Origin of the sequence: Massilia sp. Se16.2.3, from assembly GCF_014171595.1 — a bacterium.
In the GTDB taxonomy this organism is placed as follows: Bacteria; Pseudomonadota; Gammaproteobacteria; order Burkholderiales; family Burkholderiaceae_D; genus Telluria.
In genome coordinates, this window is record NZ_CP050451.1 from 336,457 (window position 1) to 355,401 (window position 18,945).

General features: G+C 64.5%; 15 protein-coding genes and 2 pseudogenes. 12 read left to right on the forward strand and 5 right to left on the reverse strand.

Annotated features, from left to right (window positions below):
- Positions 1 to 7: 7 nt before the first annotated feature.
- Positions 8 to 571 carry a DUF2889 domain-containing protein gene (locus tag G4G31_RS01610; protein ID WP_182990015.1) on the reverse strand — a complete coding sequence of 188 codons (564 nt, stop codon included), beginning with the start codon at positions 569 to 571 and terminating at the stop codon, positions 8 to 10.
- A gap of 315 nt (positions 572 to 886) precedes the next feature.
- Between G4G31_RS01610 and G4G31_RS01615 the strand changes: the two genes are divergently transcribed.
- Positions 887 to 1,936 (forward strand): YgcG family protein, encoded by a 1,050-nt coding sequence (locus G4G31_RS01615; protein ID WP_182990016.1) that lies wholly within the window; start codon positions 887 to 889, stop codon positions 1,934 to 1,936.
- Between the two features lie 15 nt (positions 1,937 to 1,951).
- On the opposite strand, the gene G4G31_RS01620 is transcribed toward G4G31_RS01615, so the two are convergent.
- The 3 genes from G4G31_RS01620 to recA all read right to left on the reverse strand — a co-directional run bounded on the left by G4G31_RS01620 (position 1,952) and on the right by recA (position 4,085).
- Positions 1,952 to 2,356, reverse strand: a complete 405-nt coding sequence (locus G4G31_RS01620) for a hypothetical protein (protein ID WP_182990017.1) — start codon at positions 2,354 to 2,356, stop codon at positions 1,952 to 1,954.
- 133 nt (positions 2,357 to 2,489) lie between these two features.
- A complete protein-coding gene (gene recX / locus G4G31_RS01625; protein WP_182990018.1) occupies positions 2,490 to 2,948 on the reverse strand; it encodes a recombination regulator RecX in 459 nt (152 codons plus the stop codon).
- Positions 2,949 to 2,993: 45 nt separating this feature from the next.
- On the reverse strand, positions 2,994 to 4,085 hold the full coding sequence (gene recA / locus G4G31_RS01630; protein WP_182990019.1) for a recombinase RecA: 1,092 nt from the start codon (positions 4,083 to 4,085) through the stop codon (positions 2,994 to 2,996).
- Between the two features lie 191 nt (positions 4,086 to 4,276).
- On the opposite strand from recA, the gene G4G31_RS01635 reads away from it, so the two are divergent.
- From G4G31_RS01635 to G4G31_RS01665, 7 genes and pseudogenes are all read left to right on the forward strand, one after another.
- Entirely contained in the window at positions 4,277 to 4,981 is a 705-nt protein-coding gene (locus G4G31_RS01635; protein WP_182990020.1) for a response regulator transcription factor, read from the forward strand.
- A pseudogene (locus G4G31_RS01640) lies at positions 4,978 to 6,515 on the forward strand (sensor histidine kinase N-terminal domain-containing protein). Before G4G31_RS01635 ends, G4G31_RS01640 begins: the two are co-directional and overlap by 4 nt.
- Positions 6,505 to 6,831, forward strand: coding sequence for a DUF4212 domain-containing protein (locus G4G31_RS01645; RefSeq protein WP_182990021.1), 327 nt, complete (start codon positions 6,505 to 6,507; stop codon positions 6,829 to 6,831). Before G4G31_RS01640 ends, G4G31_RS01645 begins: the two are co-directional and overlap by 11 nt.
- Positions 6,828 to 8,876, forward strand: a pseudogene (locus tag G4G31_RS01650) (VC_2705 family sodium/solute symporter). Before G4G31_RS01645 ends, G4G31_RS01650 begins: the two are co-directional and overlap by 4 nt.
- A 115-nt stretch (positions 8,877 to 8,991) precedes the next feature.
- Complete coding sequence (locus G4G31_RS01655) at positions 8,992 to 10,212, forward strand: 6-phosphofructokinase (RefSeq protein WP_182990022.1); 1,221 nt, start codon at positions 8,992 to 8,994, stop codon at positions 10,210 to 10,212.
- Between the two features lie 109 nt (positions 10,213 to 10,321).
- Complete coding sequence (locus G4G31_RS01660) at positions 10,322 to 12,361, forward strand: S9 family peptidase (RefSeq protein ID WP_229425273.1); 2,040 nt, start codon at positions 10,322 to 10,324, stop codon at positions 12,359 to 12,361.
- A gap of 261 nt (positions 12,362 to 12,622) precedes the next feature.
- Positions 12,623 to 14,272, forward strand: a complete 1,650-nt coding sequence (locus tag G4G31_RS01665) for a hypothetical protein (protein ID WP_182990023.1) — start codon at positions 12,623 to 12,625, stop codon at positions 14,270 to 14,272.
- An 88-nt stretch (positions 14,273 to 14,360) separates the two neighbouring features.
- On the opposite strand, the gene purM is transcribed toward G4G31_RS01665, so the two are convergent.
- Entirely contained in the window at positions 14,361 to 15,404 is a 1,044-nt protein-coding gene (purM, locus tag G4G31_RS01670; RefSeq protein WP_182990024.1) for a phosphoribosylformylglycinamidine cyclo-ligase, read from the reverse strand.
- 305 nt (positions 15,405 to 15,709) lie between these two features.
- Here purM and hda point away from each other — a divergent pair, with 305 nt between their 5' ends.
- The 4 genes from hda to folK are packed head-to-tail and all read left to right on the forward strand — an operon-like array spanning position 15,710 to position 18,945.
- On the forward strand, positions 15,710 to 16,408 hold the full coding sequence (gene hda, locus G4G31_RS01675; RefSeq protein WP_182990025.1) for a DnaA regulatory inactivator Hda: 699 nt from the start codon (positions 15,710 to 15,712) through the stop codon (positions 16,406 to 16,408).
- Complete coding sequence (locus G4G31_RS01680; protein WP_182990026.1) at positions 16,405 to 17,094, forward strand: HAD family phosphatase; 690 nt, start codon at positions 16,405 to 16,407, stop codon at positions 17,092 to 17,094. Before hda ends, G4G31_RS01680 begins: the two co-directional genes overlap by 4 nt.
- Positions 17,072 to 18,475: a polynucleotide adenylyltransferase PcnB gene (gene pcnB, locus G4G31_RS01685; protein ID WP_182990027.1), complete on the forward strand. Its 1,404-nt coding sequence runs from the start codon at positions 17,072 to 17,074 to the stop codon at positions 18,473 to 18,475. The genes G4G31_RS01680 and pcnB overlap by 23 nt, the downstream gene beginning before the upstream one ends.
- The gene (gene folK / locus G4G31_RS01690; protein WP_182990028.1) at positions 18,472 to 18,945 is read left to right on the forward strand and encodes a 2-amino-4-hydroxy-6-hydroxymethyldihydropteridine diphosphokinase; all 474 of its coding nucleotides are present in this window, start codon (positions 18,472 to 18,474) and stop codon (positions 18,943 to 18,945) included. Before pcnB ends, folK begins: the two co-directional genes overlap by 4 nt.

An 18,945-nucleotide genomic window follows, 5' to 3' on the forward strand; every position in this document is an offset into this window, starting at 1 on the left:
TCTAATGTTAACCCTGTACGGCCTTGATTACCCAGCGCGGATAATACTTTGCCACAGCGGGGCCGTCGGCACGCAGCGCGTGGCAGCGGTCGATCTCGTACGGACGCGCAGCTTCGCTCTCGTTGGCGGCGCTGCGTGTCTCGAACTCGTCATCGGCGAAGGCCTGGATTGCCGCGGTGGGCAAAACCTGCGCCAGTTCGGTGAGGTGGGTGCAGCCGAGCACGCCCGACAGGCGGTCTTTCAGGTGCAGCCGGAAGTGCTTGACCAGCGACAGCCCGATCAGCTTCTTGTAGGCAGGGCCGATCACGTTGCAGTAACCAGGATACGGTACCGCGTCGGACGCGGCTTCGGCGTCGACGATCTCGAGATCGCGGTTGATGGTCACGCGCAGGCTGAGGTCGTGCACGGCCGTGCCCGCCGGACGCATGCCGGAGGCCAGTTCGATGTCGCGTGCCTTGATGTCGCGGATGCGCGCATCGAGATCCCACAAGCCATCGTCGCGCGCGTACGCTTCGACGGTAATGGCGCGCGTGTGCCGGAGCGAGCGCGGGGAGGGAGGAGACAAAGGCATAAAAACGTGCCGACGAAGCGGCAATCAGTGGGGCAGCCGGTGTGCCTGGATAGCACGTTACCGCAGCTTCTGCGGCAACAACCGCTCATGCGGCGCTGCTTGAACCGTGGAAGTTTAGCACAGGCGGGGGCAGGTTGCACCGCAACATGGCGGCTGGCCGAATCATGGCGCCGATCTATTCGCTGGTCTTTTCGCCACAAATGTCGTGGCTGCATGCCGAACATCTCGCACCAATCGCTCTGACTTGCCGTTCGTCAACAGTGGGCTTTTCTCCGCCACGCATGCTGGTCGCTGGCTATGGACGGGAGCCCGGTCATGGGGATGCTGCTACCAGCCTGCGCGTATGCCGCAGGTATTTCTTGTTTGTTGACGTTTGCAATATGGATGGGAGCCAAACGATTTCTGCTGGGCGCGTTCCTTGCTGGCGTCTCGCTCCTTTGCACTGCATCCGAGCAATACGCTGCTCCACCAGCGCGTGTGACAGATACGGCAAAGGTGTTAGGGCCGAGTGCAGCCAGCCTGGATCACACGCTGAGGGAGTTCGAGCGCGCGACGGGGCATCAGGTGTTCGTACTAACGGTGCAGACAAGCGGGACGCTGCCAATTGACCAGTATGCCGTCGAGGTGTTCCAGAAATGGAAGCTTGGGCAGGCGGGCGTGGACGACGGCGTGTTGTTTGTCGTCGCCGTGGCCGATCGTGCGGTGCGTATCGAAGTAGGGTACGGTCTCGAGGGCACACTGACTGATGCTCAATGTTCGCGCATCATTCATGACATTGTCGCGCCAGCGTTCGAAAAAGGTAGATACGACACGGGTGTCGTATCTGGAGTCGAGGCGATTCTGCGCACCTTGTCGCCGATGCCACCCCCTACTGCGGTCGTCCAGGAATTACCCGCCGAGCCGAGCCGGCCATCCCCTGCGACCTCGCCCAGAGCCTTGCTGGCGTTCGCTGGCGTCGTGTTGACTGGCCTTGCCATGCTTACCGTGGGCCTGGGCATCGGTGGGCTATGTCTTTTTTCCGTTGTGGCCCTGCTGTTCTCGGCGGCTCCTGTGCTCGGTGTGTATGGAAAACTCGTTTTCACGGCTGCCATCGCCGCCTGGCTATGCGCACGGTGGTTTCATATTGCGGAGAACGTCAGGAAGTATCATTTGCCGAGCTCAAAAAACCCTTTCCTGACCTGGCTTTGGATCTATTTCTGTACGCGAGGATCGGGCGATCCAGCCGATACCGGGCAGCACAGCGCAATGACGTTCACGGTGACCTTCGATAGCGCGGATGCGCGCGATGATAGGTCCTCCGATGGGGCGGACTGCCCCGGGAATGGCGGAAGGTCGGGAGGTGGCGGCGCGTCGGGACAGTGGTAATCAGCCCGACGTTCGTCAGACGCCATCGTCTTTCGCAAAGCAGCTTACGCCTTCGGCATCGAGGCAGATGTCGGCATTGCGCGCCACCCTCGCAGCCCAGATCCCCTGTCCAGCCTCTGGTTCCGTGCCGTGCCAAACCAGCCCGTAAAAAGCGATATGGGAGCCTGAGCCGCGGGCGGCGTCCCAGCGGCCACGAATCTCGTCCGTGTTTCTACCGACACCGTCAATTTGGAGCACGTACTCGCCACTTGCGCGCAGGTCGAGAATCATGGTTCTTTCGGGCGTGTCGAACCGGTAGACGCCTCGCGCATTGATGGGCTGCTCGGTACAGGCTGAACAGGACAGGATCAAAACAAGCGCGAATAATGTTTTCATATTGGCAATTATTTCAACACAAAAAGCGCCAGCGTGCAGCGTCATCCGGGTTGAGGAATATGCGGGGGCATATCACCGGATGGCGCTCCACGCTGGCGCCTGGGCATAGATGGGTATTGGTAACTGCGGGTACTGCGTTGACACGGTGGCGGAACCGCCGTCGTGGAAGCGGCGGCCGCTAGAACTCGTCCTCTTCCGGCGCACCCTTCAGTGCCGCACGTACGGCATTGCTGGAAAAACCGCGCGCCATCAGGAAACGCATTTGTTTACTACGCTCGGCCGCGTCCTTGGGGACGGTACCGAACTTGCGACGCCAGACCTCGACCGCGCGTGCGGTTTCGCTCTCGGCCAGACCGGACTTGAGCTCGGCCAATGCCTCGCCGTTGACGCCATGGCTTTGCAATTCGGCCACGACCCGGGCGTTGCCGAAGCGGGCGGCCTTGCGGTGAATCAGCGATTCGGCAAAGCGCTCCTGCGACAGCCAGTTGTTCTTTTCAAGGAAATCGAGGAGGGCTTCGACATCGTCGCCCTCCTCGGCATGGCGCGCCAGCTTGCGCTTGAGCTCGAGCCGGCTGTGCTCCCGCATGGAGAGGAAGCGCAGGGCTCGGGCCTTAAGACTCAATACTGGTTGGCGCATGGCGATACAGCGGATCGGATGGAGCCATGACAGGCTCCAAGCGATTTACTCCGACACGGCCTTCAGCTTCGGTGCCTTCTCTTCAGCAGGGGCACCCGCTTCGGCAGCAACCGGCGGCAGTTCACGCACGCCCAGGGCGCTGCGAACCTTGTTCTCGATCTCGCGGGCCAGTGCCGGACGGTCCTTCAGGAACTGACGGGCATTGTCCTTGCCTTGACCGATACGCTCGCCGTTGTAGCTGTACCAGGAACCCGACTTCTCGACGACCTTGTTATCGGCGCCCAGATCCAGGATTTCGCCTTCGCGCGAGGTGCCTTCTCCGTACAGGATGTCGAAGTGGGCTTCCTTGAACGGTGGCGCGATCTTGTTCTTGACGACCTTGACCTTGGTTTCGTTACCGATGACCTCGTCGCCAGACTTGATCGAGCCGGTACGGCGGATGTCCAGACGCACGGAGGCGTAGAACTTCAGCGCATTACCGCCGGTCGTGGTTTCCGGGCTGCCGAACATCACGCCGATTTTCATACGGATCTGGTTAATGAAGATCACCAGGGTGTTCGTACGGTTGATCGAGGCGGTCAGCTTGCGTAGTGCCTGCGACATCAGACGGGCTTGCAGGCCAGGCAGCGAATCGCCCATGTCGCCTTCGATTTCGGCGCGCGGGGTCAGTGCCGCCACCGAGTCGATGACCACGAGGTCGACCGAACCCGAACGCACGAGTGCGTCGGTGATCTCGAGTGCCTGCTCGCCGGTGTCCGGCTGCGAGATCAGCAGCTCGTCGAGCTTGATGCCCAGCTTCTGTGCGTAGCCCACGTCGAGCGCGTGCTCGGCGTCGATGAACGCGCAGGTGCCACCCAGCTTTTGCATTTGCGCGATGGTCTGCAGGGTCAGCGTGGTTTTACCCGACGATTCCGGACCGTAGATTTCCACGATACGGCCGCGCGGCAAGCCGCCGACGCCGAGTGCGATGTCCAGCCCCAGCGAACCGGTCGAGACGGTTTGCACCTCCTCGACAGGCGCGTTGGTATCCATGCGCATGACCGAACCCTTGCCGAACTGCTTTTCGATTTGCGCGAGGGCGGCGGCCAGTGCCTTGCCTTTTTCCGAGGCGTTGTGTACTACTTTTTTGTCGTCCATAATTTTCTTTCAGTCTTGGAGGTACCAAGGTGTGGGCACCCGCACGCTTTTCAATAGCCACTACTGTATAAAAATCCAGTGGTTTTGGCAAGCGCGAATTTGCCCGACTGTTGGAGAACGCTCGCATTGTTGCGCTAAATCAAACACAATGAGGGCAGCCGGAAGGTCTAATCGATTTACAAGGTAATGCTATGCGAATTCTACTTGCGGAAGATGACAGTGTACTCGCGGATGGCCTGACGCGGTCGCTCCGCCAGTCAGGCTACGCGATCGACTGCGTGCGCAACGGCGCCGAAGCCGACACCGCCCTGTCGACCCAGGAATTCGACCTGTTGATCCTCGACCTGGGCTTGCCGAAAATGCCAGGCTTGGAAGTACTGCGGCGCCTGCGTGCGCGCGCCTCCCTGCTGCCGGTACTGATCCTCACCGCCGCCGACTCGGTCGAGCAGCGCGTCGAGGGCCTCGACCTCGGCGCCGACGACTACATGGCCAAGCCCTTTGCCCTGTCCGAACTGGAAGCACGGGTGCGTGCCCTCACCCGCCGCGGCGCCGGCGGCGGCCCCACCGTGATCCGCCATGGCCCCCTCGTCTACGACCAGGTCGGCCGCAGCGCCTACATCAACGACCAGATGCTCGACCTGTCGGCGCGCGAACTGGGGCTGCTGGAAATTTTGCTGGCGCGCACGGGGCGCCTGGTGTCGAAGGAGCAGCTGGTCGACCACCTGTGCGAATGGGGCGAGGAAGTGTCGAACAATGCCATCGAGGTATATGTGCATCGGCTGCGCAAGAAGATCGAAGTCGGCGGCGTGCGCATCGCCACCGTGCGCGGACTCGGCTATTGCCTCGAGAAATACGCCGACGCCGTCCGCGCCGAGCAGGTGGCCGACCACAAGTGAACGACCGCGACGCCGGCCTGCTCGCGCCCGATCCCGATCGCTCCCCCGGCGCGGCGCCCGAGCCGCTCTACGTCCCGCCGAGCCCCGAATCGGAAGAGAACATCCAGCATTCGCTGTTTGGCGAGATCCTCGACTGGATGCTGGCGCCGCTGCTGCTCTTGTGGCCGATGAGCATCGCGATTACCTACCTGGTAGCAAAATCCATCGCCAACGGCCCCTTCGACCACGCGCTGGAAGACCGGGTGACGGTGCTGGCCCAGCAGGTCCGCGAGGAAAGCGGACGCATCGTTACGCAGTTGCCGGGCAGCGCGCGCGACATCCTGCGCGCCGACGACGTCGACAGCGTGTATTACCAGGTCGCCGATGCGAACGGTCAATTTGTCGATGGCGACCGCGAACTGCCCCGTCCGCGCGAGGATGATGCCGACAAGGACGGCGCCGTCCACTTCCGCCAGGCGGCGCTGCACGGCAATCCGCTGCGCGTGGCCTACCTGTACGTCAATCTCGATCCCCTGTTACCGCCTGCGGCCAGCCCGCGCAAGGCGCTGGTGCAGGTGGCGGAAACGCTCGACAAGCGCGCCCTGCTGGCCAACGAGATCATCAAGGGCGTGATTTTGCCGCAGTTCATCATCTTGCCGATCATCCTGGCCCTGGTCTGGTTTGCCCTGTCGCGTGGCCTGTCGCCGCTGGCCGAGCTGCAGGAGCGCATCCGCGCGCGCAGCTCGGACGATTTGTCTCCCATCGACTCGCGCCAGGTACCGGAGGAAATTTCTCCCCTTGTCGGCTCGCTCAACGACATGCTGGGACGGCTTGCCCAGACCATCGACATGCAAAAGCGTTTCATTGCCGACGCCGCGCACCAGATGAAGACGCCACTGGCCGGCATGCGCATGCAGTCCGAGCTGGCCCTGCGCCAGGTCGACCCGGACGAGATCCACCGCTCGCTGGAGCAGCTGGCCAAGAGTTCCGAGTCGGCCACGCGCCTGGTGAACCAGTTGCTGGCACTGGCGCGCGCGGAAAACCAGCCGCATGCGGGCCTGGCCTTCGAGGAAATCGAGCTGGGCCCGCTGGCGCGCGCGACCGTGCAGGACTGGGTGCAGGCCTCGTTCACGCACGGCATCGACCTCGGCTTCGAGGAGCAGGACGAGAAAGTCAGCATTGCCGGCCACGCCCTGATGCTGCGCGAGCTGCTGTCGAACCTGATCGACAATGCGCTGCGCTACACCCCACACGGCGGCAGCGTCACGGTGCGGGTAAGGCGCGACGGCCCCACGCGCTGCTCGAAGTCGAGGACACCGGCCCCGGCATCGCCCCAAGCGAACGGGCCCACGTGTTCGAACGCTTCTACCGCATCCTCGGCTCGAGCGCGACCGGCAGCGGCCTGGGCCTGGCCATCGTGCGCGAGATCGCCCAGCAGCACGGCGCCGAGGTCGATATTTTCAACAACCCGCGCAGCCATTCGACCAGGTATCCCGGCAGCCTGTTCCGCCTGACCTTCCCGCCACCCGTGATCGAGCCCGACGATGCCGACTGACGCCATTCCCGTCCCGTCTTCCCCTCCCGACTCCGAACTGCGCCAGCAGCGCCGCCTGCTGGCCGCGCGCGCCGCGCACTGGCGCCAGACGCGCCGCCTCACGTTCGCCCTGCTGGCGCTATGGCTGGCCACCGGCTTCGGCACCGTGTTCTACGCCCGCGAACTGGCCCGGGTGACCGTGTTCGGCTGGCCGCTGTCGTTCTATATGGCGGCGCAAGGAGCAGCCCTGGTGTGCCTGGCCATCATCGGCGCCTATGCCTGGCGCATGCGCCAGCTCGACCGGGCCTATGCGCACGCGCTGGCGGAGGACGCGTGAGCGCCCGGAAAAGCTATTTCCGCCGCCTGTCCGGCTATTACGCCTGGTTCTGCATCTGCTTCGCCGGTTTCCTGCTGGCCTTGACGGTGCTGGAAAAGGAGGGCATGCCGCGCCTGTGGATCGGCCACCTGTTCATGTTCGCCACCATCGTGCTGTATGCCACCATCGGCGTGGTCAGCCGCACCTCGAACGTTACCGAATATTATGTGGCCGGGCGGCGCGTACCGGCCCTGTTCAACGGCATGGCCACTGCCGCCGACTGGATCTCGGCGGCCAGCTTCATCAGCCTGGCCGGCGGACTCTACCTGTATGGCTTCGACGCCCTCGCCTACATCATGGGCTGGACCGGTGGCTATTGCCTGGTAGCCTTGCTGATCGCTCCTTACCTGCGCAAGTTCGCCCAGTACACGATTCCCGACTACCTGGCCACGCGCTATGGCGGCGGCGCAGGTGGGCGCGGCGGGCCGGTGCGGGCGCTGGCGGTCGCTGCCACCATCCTGGGTGTCCTTCGTCTACGTGGTGGCGCAGATCTACGCGGTCGGGCTGATCGCCTCGCGCTTTACCGGCGTCGATTTTTCGGTCGGTATCTTCCTGGGACTGGCCAGCATCCTGGTCTGTTCTTTCCTTGGCGGCATGCGCGGCATCACCTGGACGCAGGTGGCGCAGTACATCATCATCCTGGTCGCCTTCCTGATCCCGACGATGTGGCTGTCGGCCAAGCATGCCGGCAATCCCTTGCCGCAGGTGGCCTACGGTTCCGTGCTGCCGAAACTGGCCGCGCGCGAAGCCGAGCTGGTGCGCGACCCGCGCGAGCAGCAGGTGCGCGCGCGCTTTCGCCAGGAGGCCGATGACTACGGCGCGCGCCTGGCCTCGCTACCCGGTTCCGGGAAAGCGGGCGCCTTGCCGCCCAGCGCCGGCTCGACGCGGCGCGCCTGCGCAACTCCTCGCTGGCCGACGTGCGCAGCGCCGAGCGGGCGCTGGCCGCCTACCCCAAGACGGTCGAGGATGCCGAGCGCCTGTGGCGCGCCCAGCAGGCACGCCTGCTGGCACGGGCCCAGCCGCCGCAGCCGCACGCGGCGCCTTTTCCCGGCGCCACTGAAGCCGAATCGAATGCCCGGCGCAATAACTTCCTGGCCCTCGTGTTCTGCCTGATGTTCGGCACCGCCGCCCTGCCCCACATCCTGATGCGCTCCTACACCACGCCCTCGGTGCACGAAACGCGCGTGTCGGTGTTCTGGACCCTGTTCTTCATCCTCCTGATCTACCTCAGCATCCCGGCGCTGGCCGTCCTGGCGAAGTACGACATCTACACGAGCCTGGTCGGCAGCGATTTTTCATCACTCCCCACCTGGATTTCCTACTGGGCGAATGTGGACAAGGTCAATCCCCTGATCCGCGTGACCGACATCAACCACGATGGCCTGGTGCAGCTGGCGGAAATCGCCATCGATGGCGATGTGCTGGTGCTGGCGACGCCGGAAATCGGCGGTTTGCCCTATGTAATATCGGGCCTGGTGGCGGCCGGCGGACTGGCCGCGGCCCTGTCCACCGCCGACGGCCTGCTGCTGGCCATCTCGAATGCGCTCTCGCACGACGTCTATTACAAGATCGTCGACCCGGGCGCCTCGACCCAGAAGCGGGTGACGATTTCGAAGCTGCTGCTGCTGGCGGTGGCCTTCATTGCAGCGTACGCCGCCTCGCAAAAGCCGGCGGACATCCTGTCGCTGGTGGGCGCGGCCTTTTCGCTGGCGGCCTCGACCCTGTTCCCGGCCCTGGTGCTGGGGGTGTTCTGGAAACGCGCCAACCACGTCGGCGCCATTGCCGGCATGGTGGCGGGTTTTCTTGCCTGCCTGTACTACATGATCCGGGTTAACCCCAGCCTGGGCGGGCGCCTGGAGGCGGCCTGGTTCGACATCGCGCCGATGTCGGCCGGCGTATTCGGTGTGCCGGCCGGCATGGCGGCCATCGTCGTGTTCAGCCTGTTGAGCGCGGCGCCGGCGCGTACCAGCAACGCACTGGTCGACCATATCCGGGCCCCCGAGTAGCGGTGAGGGAGTAACGCAACAGCAAGCAGCGGTGAGCAGCAGTAAACAAGCCAGGGCAAACAATCGGTAGTAAGCTGACGGTCGGGTTACCCGTCGCCCTGTCGAAGGAGATCACATGTCATCTGGCAAGATCCTCGTTGCACAAGGAGGCGGTCCGACCGCCGTCATCAACCAGTCGCTGGTCGGCGTTACGCTCGAGGCGCGGCGTTTCCGCAACGTCAACCGCATCTACGGCGCGCTGCATGGCGTGCGCGGCATCGTCGACGAGGGCTTCCTCGACCTCACCCAGGAAACCAGCCACAACCTGGAACTGGTGGCCGCCACGCCTTCCTCGGCGCTGGGATCCACCCGCGACAAGCCCGACATGGCTTATTGCGGGCGCATTTTCGACGTGTTGCGCGCACACGAGATCGAACACTTCTTCTACATCGGCGGCAATGACTCGGCCGATACCGTGCGCATTGTCAGCGAGGAGGCGCGCAAGGCCGGCTACCCGCTGCGCTGCATCCACATTCCGAAAACCATCGACAACGACCTGGTCGGCAACGACCACACGCCCGGTTTTCCGTCGGCAGCGCGCTTCGTCGCCCAGGCCTTTGCCGGCGCTAATCTCGACAATGCGGCCTTGCCCGGTGTGTATGTCGGCGTGGTGATGGGGCGCCATGCCGGTTTTCTCACCGCAGCGTCCGCGCTCGGCAAGAAATTCCCGGACGACGGCCCGCACCTGATCTACCTGCCCGAACGGGTGTTCGAGCTGGAGCGCTTCCTGGCCGACGTCAAGGCCATGGTCGAGCGCCACGGCCGCTGCGTGATCGCGGTCTCCGAAGGCATCCACGACGCAGCGGGCGAACCCATCGTCACCATGCTCGCCAAGGACATCGAGAAAGATGCGCACGGCAACGTGCAGCTGTCCGGCACCGGCGCGCTGGCCGACCTGCTGTGCGAGGAAATCAAGGGCCGGCTCGGCATCAAGCGCGTGCGCGGCGATACCTTCGGCTACCTGCAGCGCTCCTTCATCGGCTGCGTCTCCGACGTCGACCAGCGCGAGGCGCGCGAAGTCGGCGAGAAGGCGGTGCAGTTCGCCATGTGGGGCGATCGCGACGGCTCGGTCGTGATCCGCCGCACCGGCTTTTATTCGGTCGACTACGAGCTGCTCCCTCTCGACCAGGTGGCCGGCAAGACGCGCACCATGGAAGACGAATTCATCAGCGAAAGCGGCACCGATGTGACCGATGCCTTCCGCCTCTACCTGCGCCCGCTGCTGGGCTCGAAAATGCCGGATGCATTCCGCCTGCGCGGGGCACGCGTGCCAAAGGTGCTGCATCCGGGGCGCTGAAGGCCGGCAGTGACATTTGGATAGCTTCGGCGCCGCTGACGCCTGCTATCCTCCCCAGGCTGCGGGAAAAATTGCGGCTTCTATTATAAAAATACCTGATCGGGAATTCATGTCCAAACATCCCTTCGCGCGCCGCCTGATGCGTCACGCGGCGGCCCTGTTCGCGCTTGCCCTGTGCGCTGCCGCCCCGCTATATGCCGCCACCGAAGCTGCGCTGCCGCCCATCGAGCGCTTCTTCATCAACCCGACCCTGCGTGAAGCCAGCCTTTCGCCGAGCGGACGCTACCTGGCGGCGATTTCCGGCGCGCCCGGGCGCCGCGATTACCTGGCCGTCATCGACCTGCAGGCCAACTCGGCCAAGCTGGTGGCCGGCTACAAGGATGTCGATATCCGGCAGTTCAGCTGGGTCAACGACAACCGCCTGGCCTTCAACGTGAACGAGAACGAAATCGGACCGGGCGGCAAGTTCCTCGCCGCCGGCCTGTACGCGGTCGACCGCGACGGCAGCAACCTGCGCCAGCTCGCGCAACGACGCGGCACCGCGTTCGTGGCCGAAGCCGAAGGCCACCTCAAGAGCAAGATCCTGCCCTGGCATACCTTCCTGATGGACCAGCGGGGCGCCCAGGATTCCGACGCGATCTACGTCGAAAGCTATGTCTGGGAAGAGCAGAGCTACCAGGTTCGCCACATCAACCTGCTCAAGCTCAATACCGTCACGGGTACCAGCCAGGTCGTGCAACGCCCTGCCGCCGCCAAGGAGTGGACGCTCGACGCGAAAGGCGAGCCGCGCCTCGTGCGCTCGACCGAAAAAGACACCACCACCCTCCACTACCGCGACCCCGCCACGGGGGCATGGCGGGTACTGACCACTTACCCGACCTATGCCTCCAGCAAGGACAGCTATGAGCCACTGGGCTTCGGCGGCGACGGTACCCTGTATGCGGTCAGCAATGGCGACCAGGACACGCGCTCGCTGTACACGGTCAACCTGGCAACGGGCAAGCTCAATCCCGAACCAGTCGTGGTTACGCCAGGCTACGATTTCGATGGCGAACTGGTGCTGAGCGGCAGCCGCCTGCTGGGCATCAAACTGCATACCGATGCAGAGGCCATCGTCTGGTTCGACACGGCGATGCAGGAGACACAGAAAAAGCTCGATGCGGCCCTGCCAGGCACCGTCAACCAGATGTCCTTTGGCGCGGCAGGCCAGTCGGACTGGGCGCTGGTGAAATCGTATTCGGACAGGCAGCCCGAGAAGTACAACCTGTTCAACCTGAAAACCGGCGCCTTGAACCCGGTTGGCGAATCCTACCCCGGCATCGATCCGAAGCGCATGGGCCGCCAGGAACCGGTGCGCTACAAGGCGCGCGATGGCCTGGAGATCCCTGCGCTCCTGACCCTGCCCGCGAATGGCGCCAGGAACGCGCCCCTGGTGGTGCTGGTGCATGGCGGCCCCTACCTTCGGGGAACGAGCTGGGGCTGGCACCCGGAAACCCAGTTCCTGGCCTCGCGCGGCTATGCCGTGCTGGAACCGGAGTTCCGCGGCAGCATGGGTTACGGTAACCGCCATTTCCGCGCCGGCTGGAAGCAATGGGGCCTGGCCATGCAGGACGACATCGCCGACGGCGCACGCTGGGCCATCGCCCAGGGCCATGCCGACCCGAAGCGCATCTGCATCGCCGGTGCCAGTTACGGCGGCTATGCCACCCTGATGGGCCTGGTCAAGGACCCGGACCTGTACAAGTGCGGCGTCGACTGGGTGGGCGTCACCGACATCAACCTGCTGTACGACGGCCACTGGAGCTTCACGTCCGACCTGTCCGAGCAGTGGAAACAGTACGGCATGCCGGAGCTGGTGGGCGACCAGGTCAAGGACGCGGCCCAGCTGAAGGCGACCTCGCCGATCACGCAGGCGGCGCGCATCAAGGCACCGCTGCTGCTGGCCTACGGCGGCGTCGACCGGCGCGTGCCGATGTACCACGGCCGCAAATTCCTCGAAGCGGTCAAGCCCCATAACAAGCAGGTCGAGTGGATTTCCTATGACGAGGAAGGCCACGGCTGGCAGGTGCCGGCGAACCGCGTCGATTACTGGAGCCGCGTCGAGAAATTCCTCGACAAGCATATCGGCAGCGGCGCCAAGCCGAACTGAGAGGCGGACTGGGGAGCAAGCGCTCGCCGGGGACAAAAGCGGCCAACACACCTTCCAGTCCTGCGTGCATCGTCTTGCCCTACGCCTGTCCTGTCGTTGACGACGCGCCCTGTCCTGGAGGGCGGGCGCATCGCGCATGCGGCTCTACCTGTGTCGGCGCTCAAAGTGTGGCATTTCAGCAAACAGTGTTGGGTAAATATACCGGTGATGTGATTCCTGTGATTACATGTCACTTTGCAATAATTCTTTCCCCTTGACTCCATGCGTCCACTCCTCCTTTCCCTCCTTCTGCTATCGACCTTCGCCACCGCCGAGGAAGCCGCGTTCAAGGATACGCCTGCCGGCCGCGCCATGACGGAATTGCTGCAAGCCCGCACGCGCTGCACCCTGACGCAGATGGAAGGCTGCGCACAGATGGAACAGGCCATCTCCAAAGTGAAGAACGCGGCGAACATGAACCCGTCGCTGGCGCACCAGTTCGTGCCCTACGAGGTCGACGCCTACCGGGTGTACGGGCTCGAACTGCTAAATGCGGGCAAGAAGGAAGAAGCACGCGTCAAGCTGAACAAGGCTTTCGAGGTGATGATGGCCCACTTCGAAAACGGCAAGCACGCCCACGCGCTGCTCGACAGCTACGACCTGCTGGTCGAGCGCGCCCTCGACCATTACCGTTTCGGCGAATACGCGAAGGGCGATGGCCTGTTCGGGGAAATGCGCACCTGGTCCGACCGGAGCCTCGAGCGTACGAAGCAGCAGAAAGGCGAGCACGAGGCGTATGCGAAGCTCTACCGCACTCTCGTGATGGAAAGCGAGCGTGCCGGTCTCGAGTGGGGCAAGTCGCTGTCGACGCGTGCAGCCGAGGCGCGGTTCGCTGGCCGCGCCGATGAAGCCGGCAAGCTCGGCGCCGCGGCGGCGCAAGCCTTCGGCGATGCCGCGAAGTGGGCGGGGCTGGCGGAGGAAGAAGGCTATACCGCGTTTGCCGGCGCCGAGCCGGTACTGCGCCTGGCCTACTACCGCCTGCTGCGCGGCGACGAACTGCTGGAATTGAAGAAGTATGCCGAGGCAGACGCGGAATACGCCGCCGTGGCCGAAGGCGCCGCGCGCTGGATCGAGACGGCGCCACGCGAGCGCTCCGGCTGGAAGGAAGATGCCTATGGCTACCTGTTCCAGGCTGGCGCAGGCAAGGCACTGGTGCAGTTCCACACCGGGAAAAAGGCGGCCGCCGCCGAGTCGATCGCGCGCACCGTCAACGAGGCGCGGGCCAAGGCGAAATCGGAGGACATCGACGATTACACCCACGCGCGCCTGGCACATGCGGCAGCCCAGGTGGACAAGGGAAGCTGGGACAACGCCGTCCTTGCCTGGAGCCGTTCGGACAAGAGCATCAAGCGGCTGCCGGCGGATGTCTACCGGATCAAGCTGGCAAAACAGGGCAAGGCCGCCTGCGACAACGCCAAGGGCAAGACGGCCAGGTCCGGCTGTGTCGATGGACTGGCGCCCTCGCCCGCCATGGAGGCGCTCGAAGCGCTGGAAACGATCGCGGCGTTCGACGCGCAAGGCAACTACAAACGCTACGAGTTCGCAGCGCTGCGGCAGCTCGGCCTCGTCGAGCGCCTCCTGCCGAAGATTCCGGAAGGGGAACAGAAGCGGAGCATCGTCAAGGCGAAGCAGGCTTTTCTCGACCTGAGCACGCTGTGGGAAGGCGCGCTGACCGATTACGGCGTCAAGACCTTCCTTGTTTATCGTACCCCGCTGCTCGAGAAATACAGCATCGACCGCGCGTACATTGCACAGCTCAAGGCCATGGACGAGGATGCGCCGGTCGCCGATGTCGATCTCGGCAAAGTGCTGGTTCCGGTCTTCAAGTACGCCGTCGAACAGACTGAACGCGCCCGCAAGCTGTCGAAATAACAGTACCTGCCTGACTTGGCTACAGGCGCAAACAGGTAGTAAAAAAGGCGCCCGCGGGCGCCTTCGTTCTTGCTGCGGAAGGTTTTGCTTACAGCACCACGGTCTGCGCCTGGCCCTCTTCACGGGCGCGGATCTCGCCGATGCGGTAGACGGTTTCGCCGGCGGCCTGCAGCTGGGCCATGGCCGCGTCGGCGTTCTCTTGCGAGACGATGACCGTCATGCCGATACCGCAATTGAACACGCGGTGCATTTCCGCGTCCGCCACGCCGCCATGCTGCTGCAGCCACCCGAACAGCGGCGGCATCGTCCACGATGTGCTGTCGAGCACGGCCGTCAGATTCTCCTGCAGCACGCGCGGGATGTTCTCGACCAGGCCGCCGCCGGTGATGTGGACCAGGCCCTTCACTTCCATCGACGCCATCAGCGCCAGCAGCGGCTTGACGTAGAGGCGGGTTGGCGCCATCAGCACGTCCGCCAGCTTGCGGCCGTGGAAATCCGCTTCCAGGTCGGGCTTGGCCACCGAGATGATCTTGCGCACCAGCGAATAACCGTTCGAATGGATGCCCGACGAGGCCAGTCCCAGCACGACGTCGCCAGGGACGATCTTGCTGCCGTCGATGATCTGCGATTTCTCGACCGCGCCCACCGCGAAGCCCGCCAGGTCGTACTCGCCGTCCGGGTACATGCCCGGCATTTCGGCCGTTTCTCCGCCGAGCAGTGCGCAGCCGGACTGTTCGCAGCCTTCGGCGATGCCCTTCACCACGGCGGTCGCGGTCGCCACGTCGAGCTTGCCGCAAGCGAAATAGTCGAGGAAGAACAGCGGTTCCGCGCCCTGCACCAGGATATCGTTGACGCTCATCGCGACCAGGTCGATGCCGACCGTGTCATGGCGATTGAGCTCGAATGCCAGCTTCAGCTTGGTACCGACGCCGTCGGTACCGGAAACCAGGACCGGCTCCTTGAACTTCTTGCTGATCTCGAACAGCCCGCCGAAACCGCCAATCCCCCCCAGCACGCCTTCGCGCATGGTGCGCTTGGCAAGGGGTTTGATCGCTTCGACCAGGGCATCGCCGGCGTCGATGTCGACACCTGCGTCCCGGTAGGACAGAGAAACATTAGATGGTTGGCTCATGGTATTTAGCAGCGGAGGCGGTAAAATAGAAGGCGTAGACCTGTTTCTGGTCAATTCGCTATTCTAACAAAACGGCCCGGCCTTCAACGCTAAACCGCCGCCAAACTGCTGCCACATCGAGATAACAATAAAAACATGCCCTCTTTTCCGCCATCCAGAGCTCATACCAGCGACCCGCGCGCCGGGGCTCATGGCGGCATCCATCGCGTCCCGCTCCGCAAGGCCAGGTCTCCCGTTTTCATTGCCGGCGCGTCAGCTTTTATAATGCTGTATGCGTATGAATTTTCCACAGTGAACCGAACGCCATGAAACAGCTGGTGCTCGATCTCGGCGCCGACCCGGCGCACAGCCTCGATACCTTCCAGGTCGGGGAAAATGCCGAACTGGCGCACCTGATGCACCAGTTCGCGCAGCGTGCATCGCGCGAGCATTTCGCCTACCTGTGGGGCGACACCGGTGCCGGCAAGACCCACCTGCTGCAGGCCCTCGCAGCCACGCCGAATTCGCGCTATATCGCGTTCGATGCGCCCGCCGCCGATTTTGTCTTTACGCCAGGCATTAGCCTTTACCTGCTGGACGACTGCGACCGCCTGAGCCCGAACGCCCAGATCGACGCCTTCGCCCTGTTCAACCAGGTGCGCGAGCACGATGCCTACATGGTCTCGACCGGCCCGGTGCCGCCGGCCGTGCTGCCGGTGCGCGAAGACCTGCGTACGCGCATGGGCTGGGGGCTGGTCTACCTGATCCATGGCCTGTCGGACGACCAGAAGATTGCCGCGCTCACCCAGGCGGCGGAAGCGCGCGGCCTGACCCTGTCGGCCAGCGTGCTACCCTACCTGCTGTCGCACTTCAAGCGCGACATGCGCTCGCTGGCCACGATGCTCGACGCCCTCGACCAGTATTCGCTGGAGACCCAGCGCCCCGTCACGCTGCCCCTGCTGCGCGACCTGCTGCTCCAGGCCAGCCCGCAGTCGGAGTCCACGCTGTCGGAACAAAAAAAATGACCACGCTTGCCCTGTTTGACCTCGACCATACCCTGCTGCCGATCGACTCGGACTACGAGTGGGGCCAGTTCCTGGTGCGCATTGGCGCGGTCGACGCCGCCGCCTACGCGCGCCGCAACGACGCATTCTTTGCCCAGTACCAGGCCGGCACGCTCGACCCGGTCGAATACCTGGAATTTGCGCTCGGCACGCTGGCACGCTTTCCGCGCGGCGAACTCGACGCCATGCACGCGCAGTACATGCGCGAAGTGATCGAACCGAACGTCCGCCCGCAGGCGCTTGCGCTGGTGCAGCGGCACCTGGACGCCGGCGACCTGGTGGCGATCATCACCGCCACCAACGATTACGTGACCGCGCCGATCGCGCGCCTGTTCGGCGTCGCGCACCATCTCGCCGCCATGCCGGAAGCCGATGCCGCTGGCCGCCTGACGGGCAGGCTGGCGGGGACGCCGACCTCGGGCCCCGGGAAGGTGGTGCACATGCACGCCTGGCTCGAGCGCCTCGGCCGGCCGTTCGCGTCCTTCGAGCGCAGCTATTTCTACAGCGATTCGCACAACGACATTCCGCTGCTCTCGACCGTGTCGCACCCGGTTGCCACCAATCCCAGCAGCACCCTTGCCTCTTTTGCACACGCCCAAGGCTGGCCTTTACTCCATCTCTTCAATGATCAAAAAATTCATTCGTAAAATCCTTGGCGTGAAAGACGAGCGCGACCCGACCGAGCCAAGGATCCTCGGGCCGGAAGAACATGGCATCGACCTGAAACTGGTGTCGCCCAACGCGATCCGCCTGACGCAAACCCTGCAGGAAGCCGGCTTCAAGGCCTTCGTTGTCGGCGGCGCCGTGCGCGACCTGCTGCTGGGCGTGAAACCGAAGGACTTCGACATCGCCACCGATGCCACGCCCGAGCAGGTGAAAAAACTGTTCCGCCGCGCCTTCATCATCGGCCGCCGCTTCCAGATCGTGCACGTGATGTTCGGCCAGGAGCTGCTGGAAGTGACGACCTTCCGCGGCAAGGGCAGCAACAACGCGCCGAAGGACGAACACGGCCGCGTCCTGCGCGACAACAACTTCGGTCCCCAGCACGAGGATGCCGAGCGCCGCGACTTCACCATCAACGCGATGTACTACGATCCGGCCAATCAAACCGTGCTGGACTACCACGGCGGCATCGAGGACATCCGCGCCAAGACCCTGCGCATCATCGGCGTGCCGGAAGCGCGCTACCGCGAAGACCCGGTGCGCATGCTGCGCGTGGTGCGCTTCGCGGCAAAACTCGGCTTCACCATCGAGCCGGCTACCCGTGCGCCGATTCCCGTGATGGCGCCCCTGATCGACAACGTGCCTGCCGCGCGCGTGTTCGACGAGATGCTCAAACTGCTGCTGTCGGGCCATGCGCTGGCCTGCCTGCAGGAACTGCGTTCGGCCGGCCTGCACCACGGTTTGCTGCCGCTGCTCGACGTCGTGCTGGAGCAGCCGATCGGCATGAAGTTCGTGACGCTGGCGCTGGAATCGACCGACGGCCGCGTGAAAGCCGGCAAGGGCGTCTCGCCCGGCTTCCTGTTCGCCTCGCTGCTGTGGCACCGGGTGCTGGAAAAATGGACGGCCTACCGCGCCGCCGGCGAAGCGCCGATCCCAGCCCTGCACCTGGCGGCCGACGCCGTGCTGGACACGCAAACCGAGAACCTGGCCCTGCAGCGCCGCATCGCCACCGACATGCGCGACATCTGGGCGATGCAGCCGCGCTTCGAGCGCCGCACCGGCCGCGCGCCTTATAAATTGCTGGAAAACCCGCGCTTCCGCGCCGGCTACGACTTCCTGCTGCTGCGCTGCGCTTCGGGCGAACTGGAGAGCGAGATCGGCGAATGGTGGACGGCCTTCTACGACGCCGAATCCGGTGAGCGCGAGCGCCTCGTGACCCGGGCAAACGCGCGTCCGGCCAGCGGCGAGAAGCGCAAGCGTGCGCCGCGCCGCGGCCCGCGTCATCGCAACGGCGAAGGCGGTGCCGAAACCGGTGAACGCAGCGCCAGCGCGGGCGAGGCAAGCGCGGGCGGCAACGACGAATGATCGCGGCGATCGGCATCGGCGCCAACCTGGGCGATGCGCGTGCGAACGTGCGCGACGCCCTGGCGCGCCTGGCCGACCTGCCTGGTGCGCGGCTCCTGGCCGCGTCCAGCCTCTGGCGCACCGCGCCAATCGATTCCTCGGGCGACGACTACATCAATGCCGCTGCCCTGCTCGACACGGACCTCGACGCCCATGCCCTCCTGGCGGCGCTGCAGGCGATCGAACTGGCCCATGGCCGCGAGCGCCCTTACCGCAACGCCCCGCGTACGCTCGACCTCGACCTGCTGCTCTACGGCGATGAAGTCATCGCCACGCCCGACTTGACGGTACCGCACCCGCGCATGCATGAACGCGCCTTCGTGCTGGCGCCGCTGCTGGAAATCGCTCCCGGCATCACTGTCCCCGGCCACGGCCCCGCGGCAAACCTGCTGCCGCGCGTCGCCGGCCAGGCCATCGTTCGCCTCGACTGA

Coding starts and splice junctions, on each gene's coding strand:
- G4G31_RS01610 (WP_182990015.1), bottom strand. CDS start 571: ATGCCTTTGTCTCCTCCCTCCCCGCGCTCGCTCCGGCACACGCGCGCC.
- G4G31_RS01615 (WP_182990016.1), top strand. CDS start 887: ATGGGGATGCTGCTACCAGCCTGCGCGTATGCCGCAGGTATTTCTTGT.
- G4G31_RS01620 (WP_182990017.1), bottom strand. CDS start 2,356: ATGACGCTGCACGCTGGCGCTTTTTGTGTTGAAATAATTGCCAATATG.
- recX (WP_182990018.1), bottom strand. CDS start 2,948: ATGCGCCAACCAGTATTGAGTCTTAAGGCCCGAGCCCTGCGCTTCCTC.
- recA (WP_182990019.1), bottom strand. CDS start 4,085: ATGGACGACAAAAAAGTAGTACACAACGCCTCGGAAAAAGGCAAGGCA.
- G4G31_RS01635 (WP_182990020.1), top strand. CDS start 4,277: ATGCGAATTCTACTTGCGGAAGATGACAGTGTACTCGCGGATGGCCTG.
- G4G31_RS01645 (WP_182990021.1), top strand. CDS start 6,505: ATGCCGACTGACGCCATTCCCGTCCCGTCTTCCCCTCCCGACTCCGAA.
- G4G31_RS01655 (WP_182990022.1), top strand. CDS start 8,992: ATGTCATCTGGCAAGATCCTCGTTGCACAAGGAGGCGGTCCGACCGCC.
- G4G31_RS01660 (WP_229425273.1), top strand. CDS start 10,322: ATGTCCAAACATCCCTTCGCGCGCCGCCTGATGCGTCACGCGGCGGCC.
- G4G31_RS01665 (WP_182990023.1), top strand. CDS start 12,623: ATGCGTCCACTCCTCCTTTCCCTCCTTCTGCTATCGACCTTCGCCACC.
- purM (WP_182990024.1), bottom strand. CDS start 15,404: ATGAGCCAACCATCTAATGTTTCTCTGTCCTACCGGGACGCAGGTGTC.
- hda (WP_182990025.1), top strand. CDS start 15,710: ATGAAACAGCTGGTGCTCGATCTCGGCGCCGACCCGGCGCACAGCCTC.
- G4G31_RS01680 (WP_182990026.1), top strand. CDS start 16,405: ATGACCACGCTTGCCCTGTTTGACCTCGACCATACCCTGCTGCCGATC.
- pcnB (WP_182990027.1), top strand. CDS start 17,072: ATGATCAAAAAATTCATTCGTAAAATCCTTGGCGTGAAAGACGAGCGC.
- folK (WP_182990028.1), top strand. CDS start 18,472: ATGATCGCGGCGATCGGCATCGGCGCCAACCTGGGCGATGCGCGTGCG.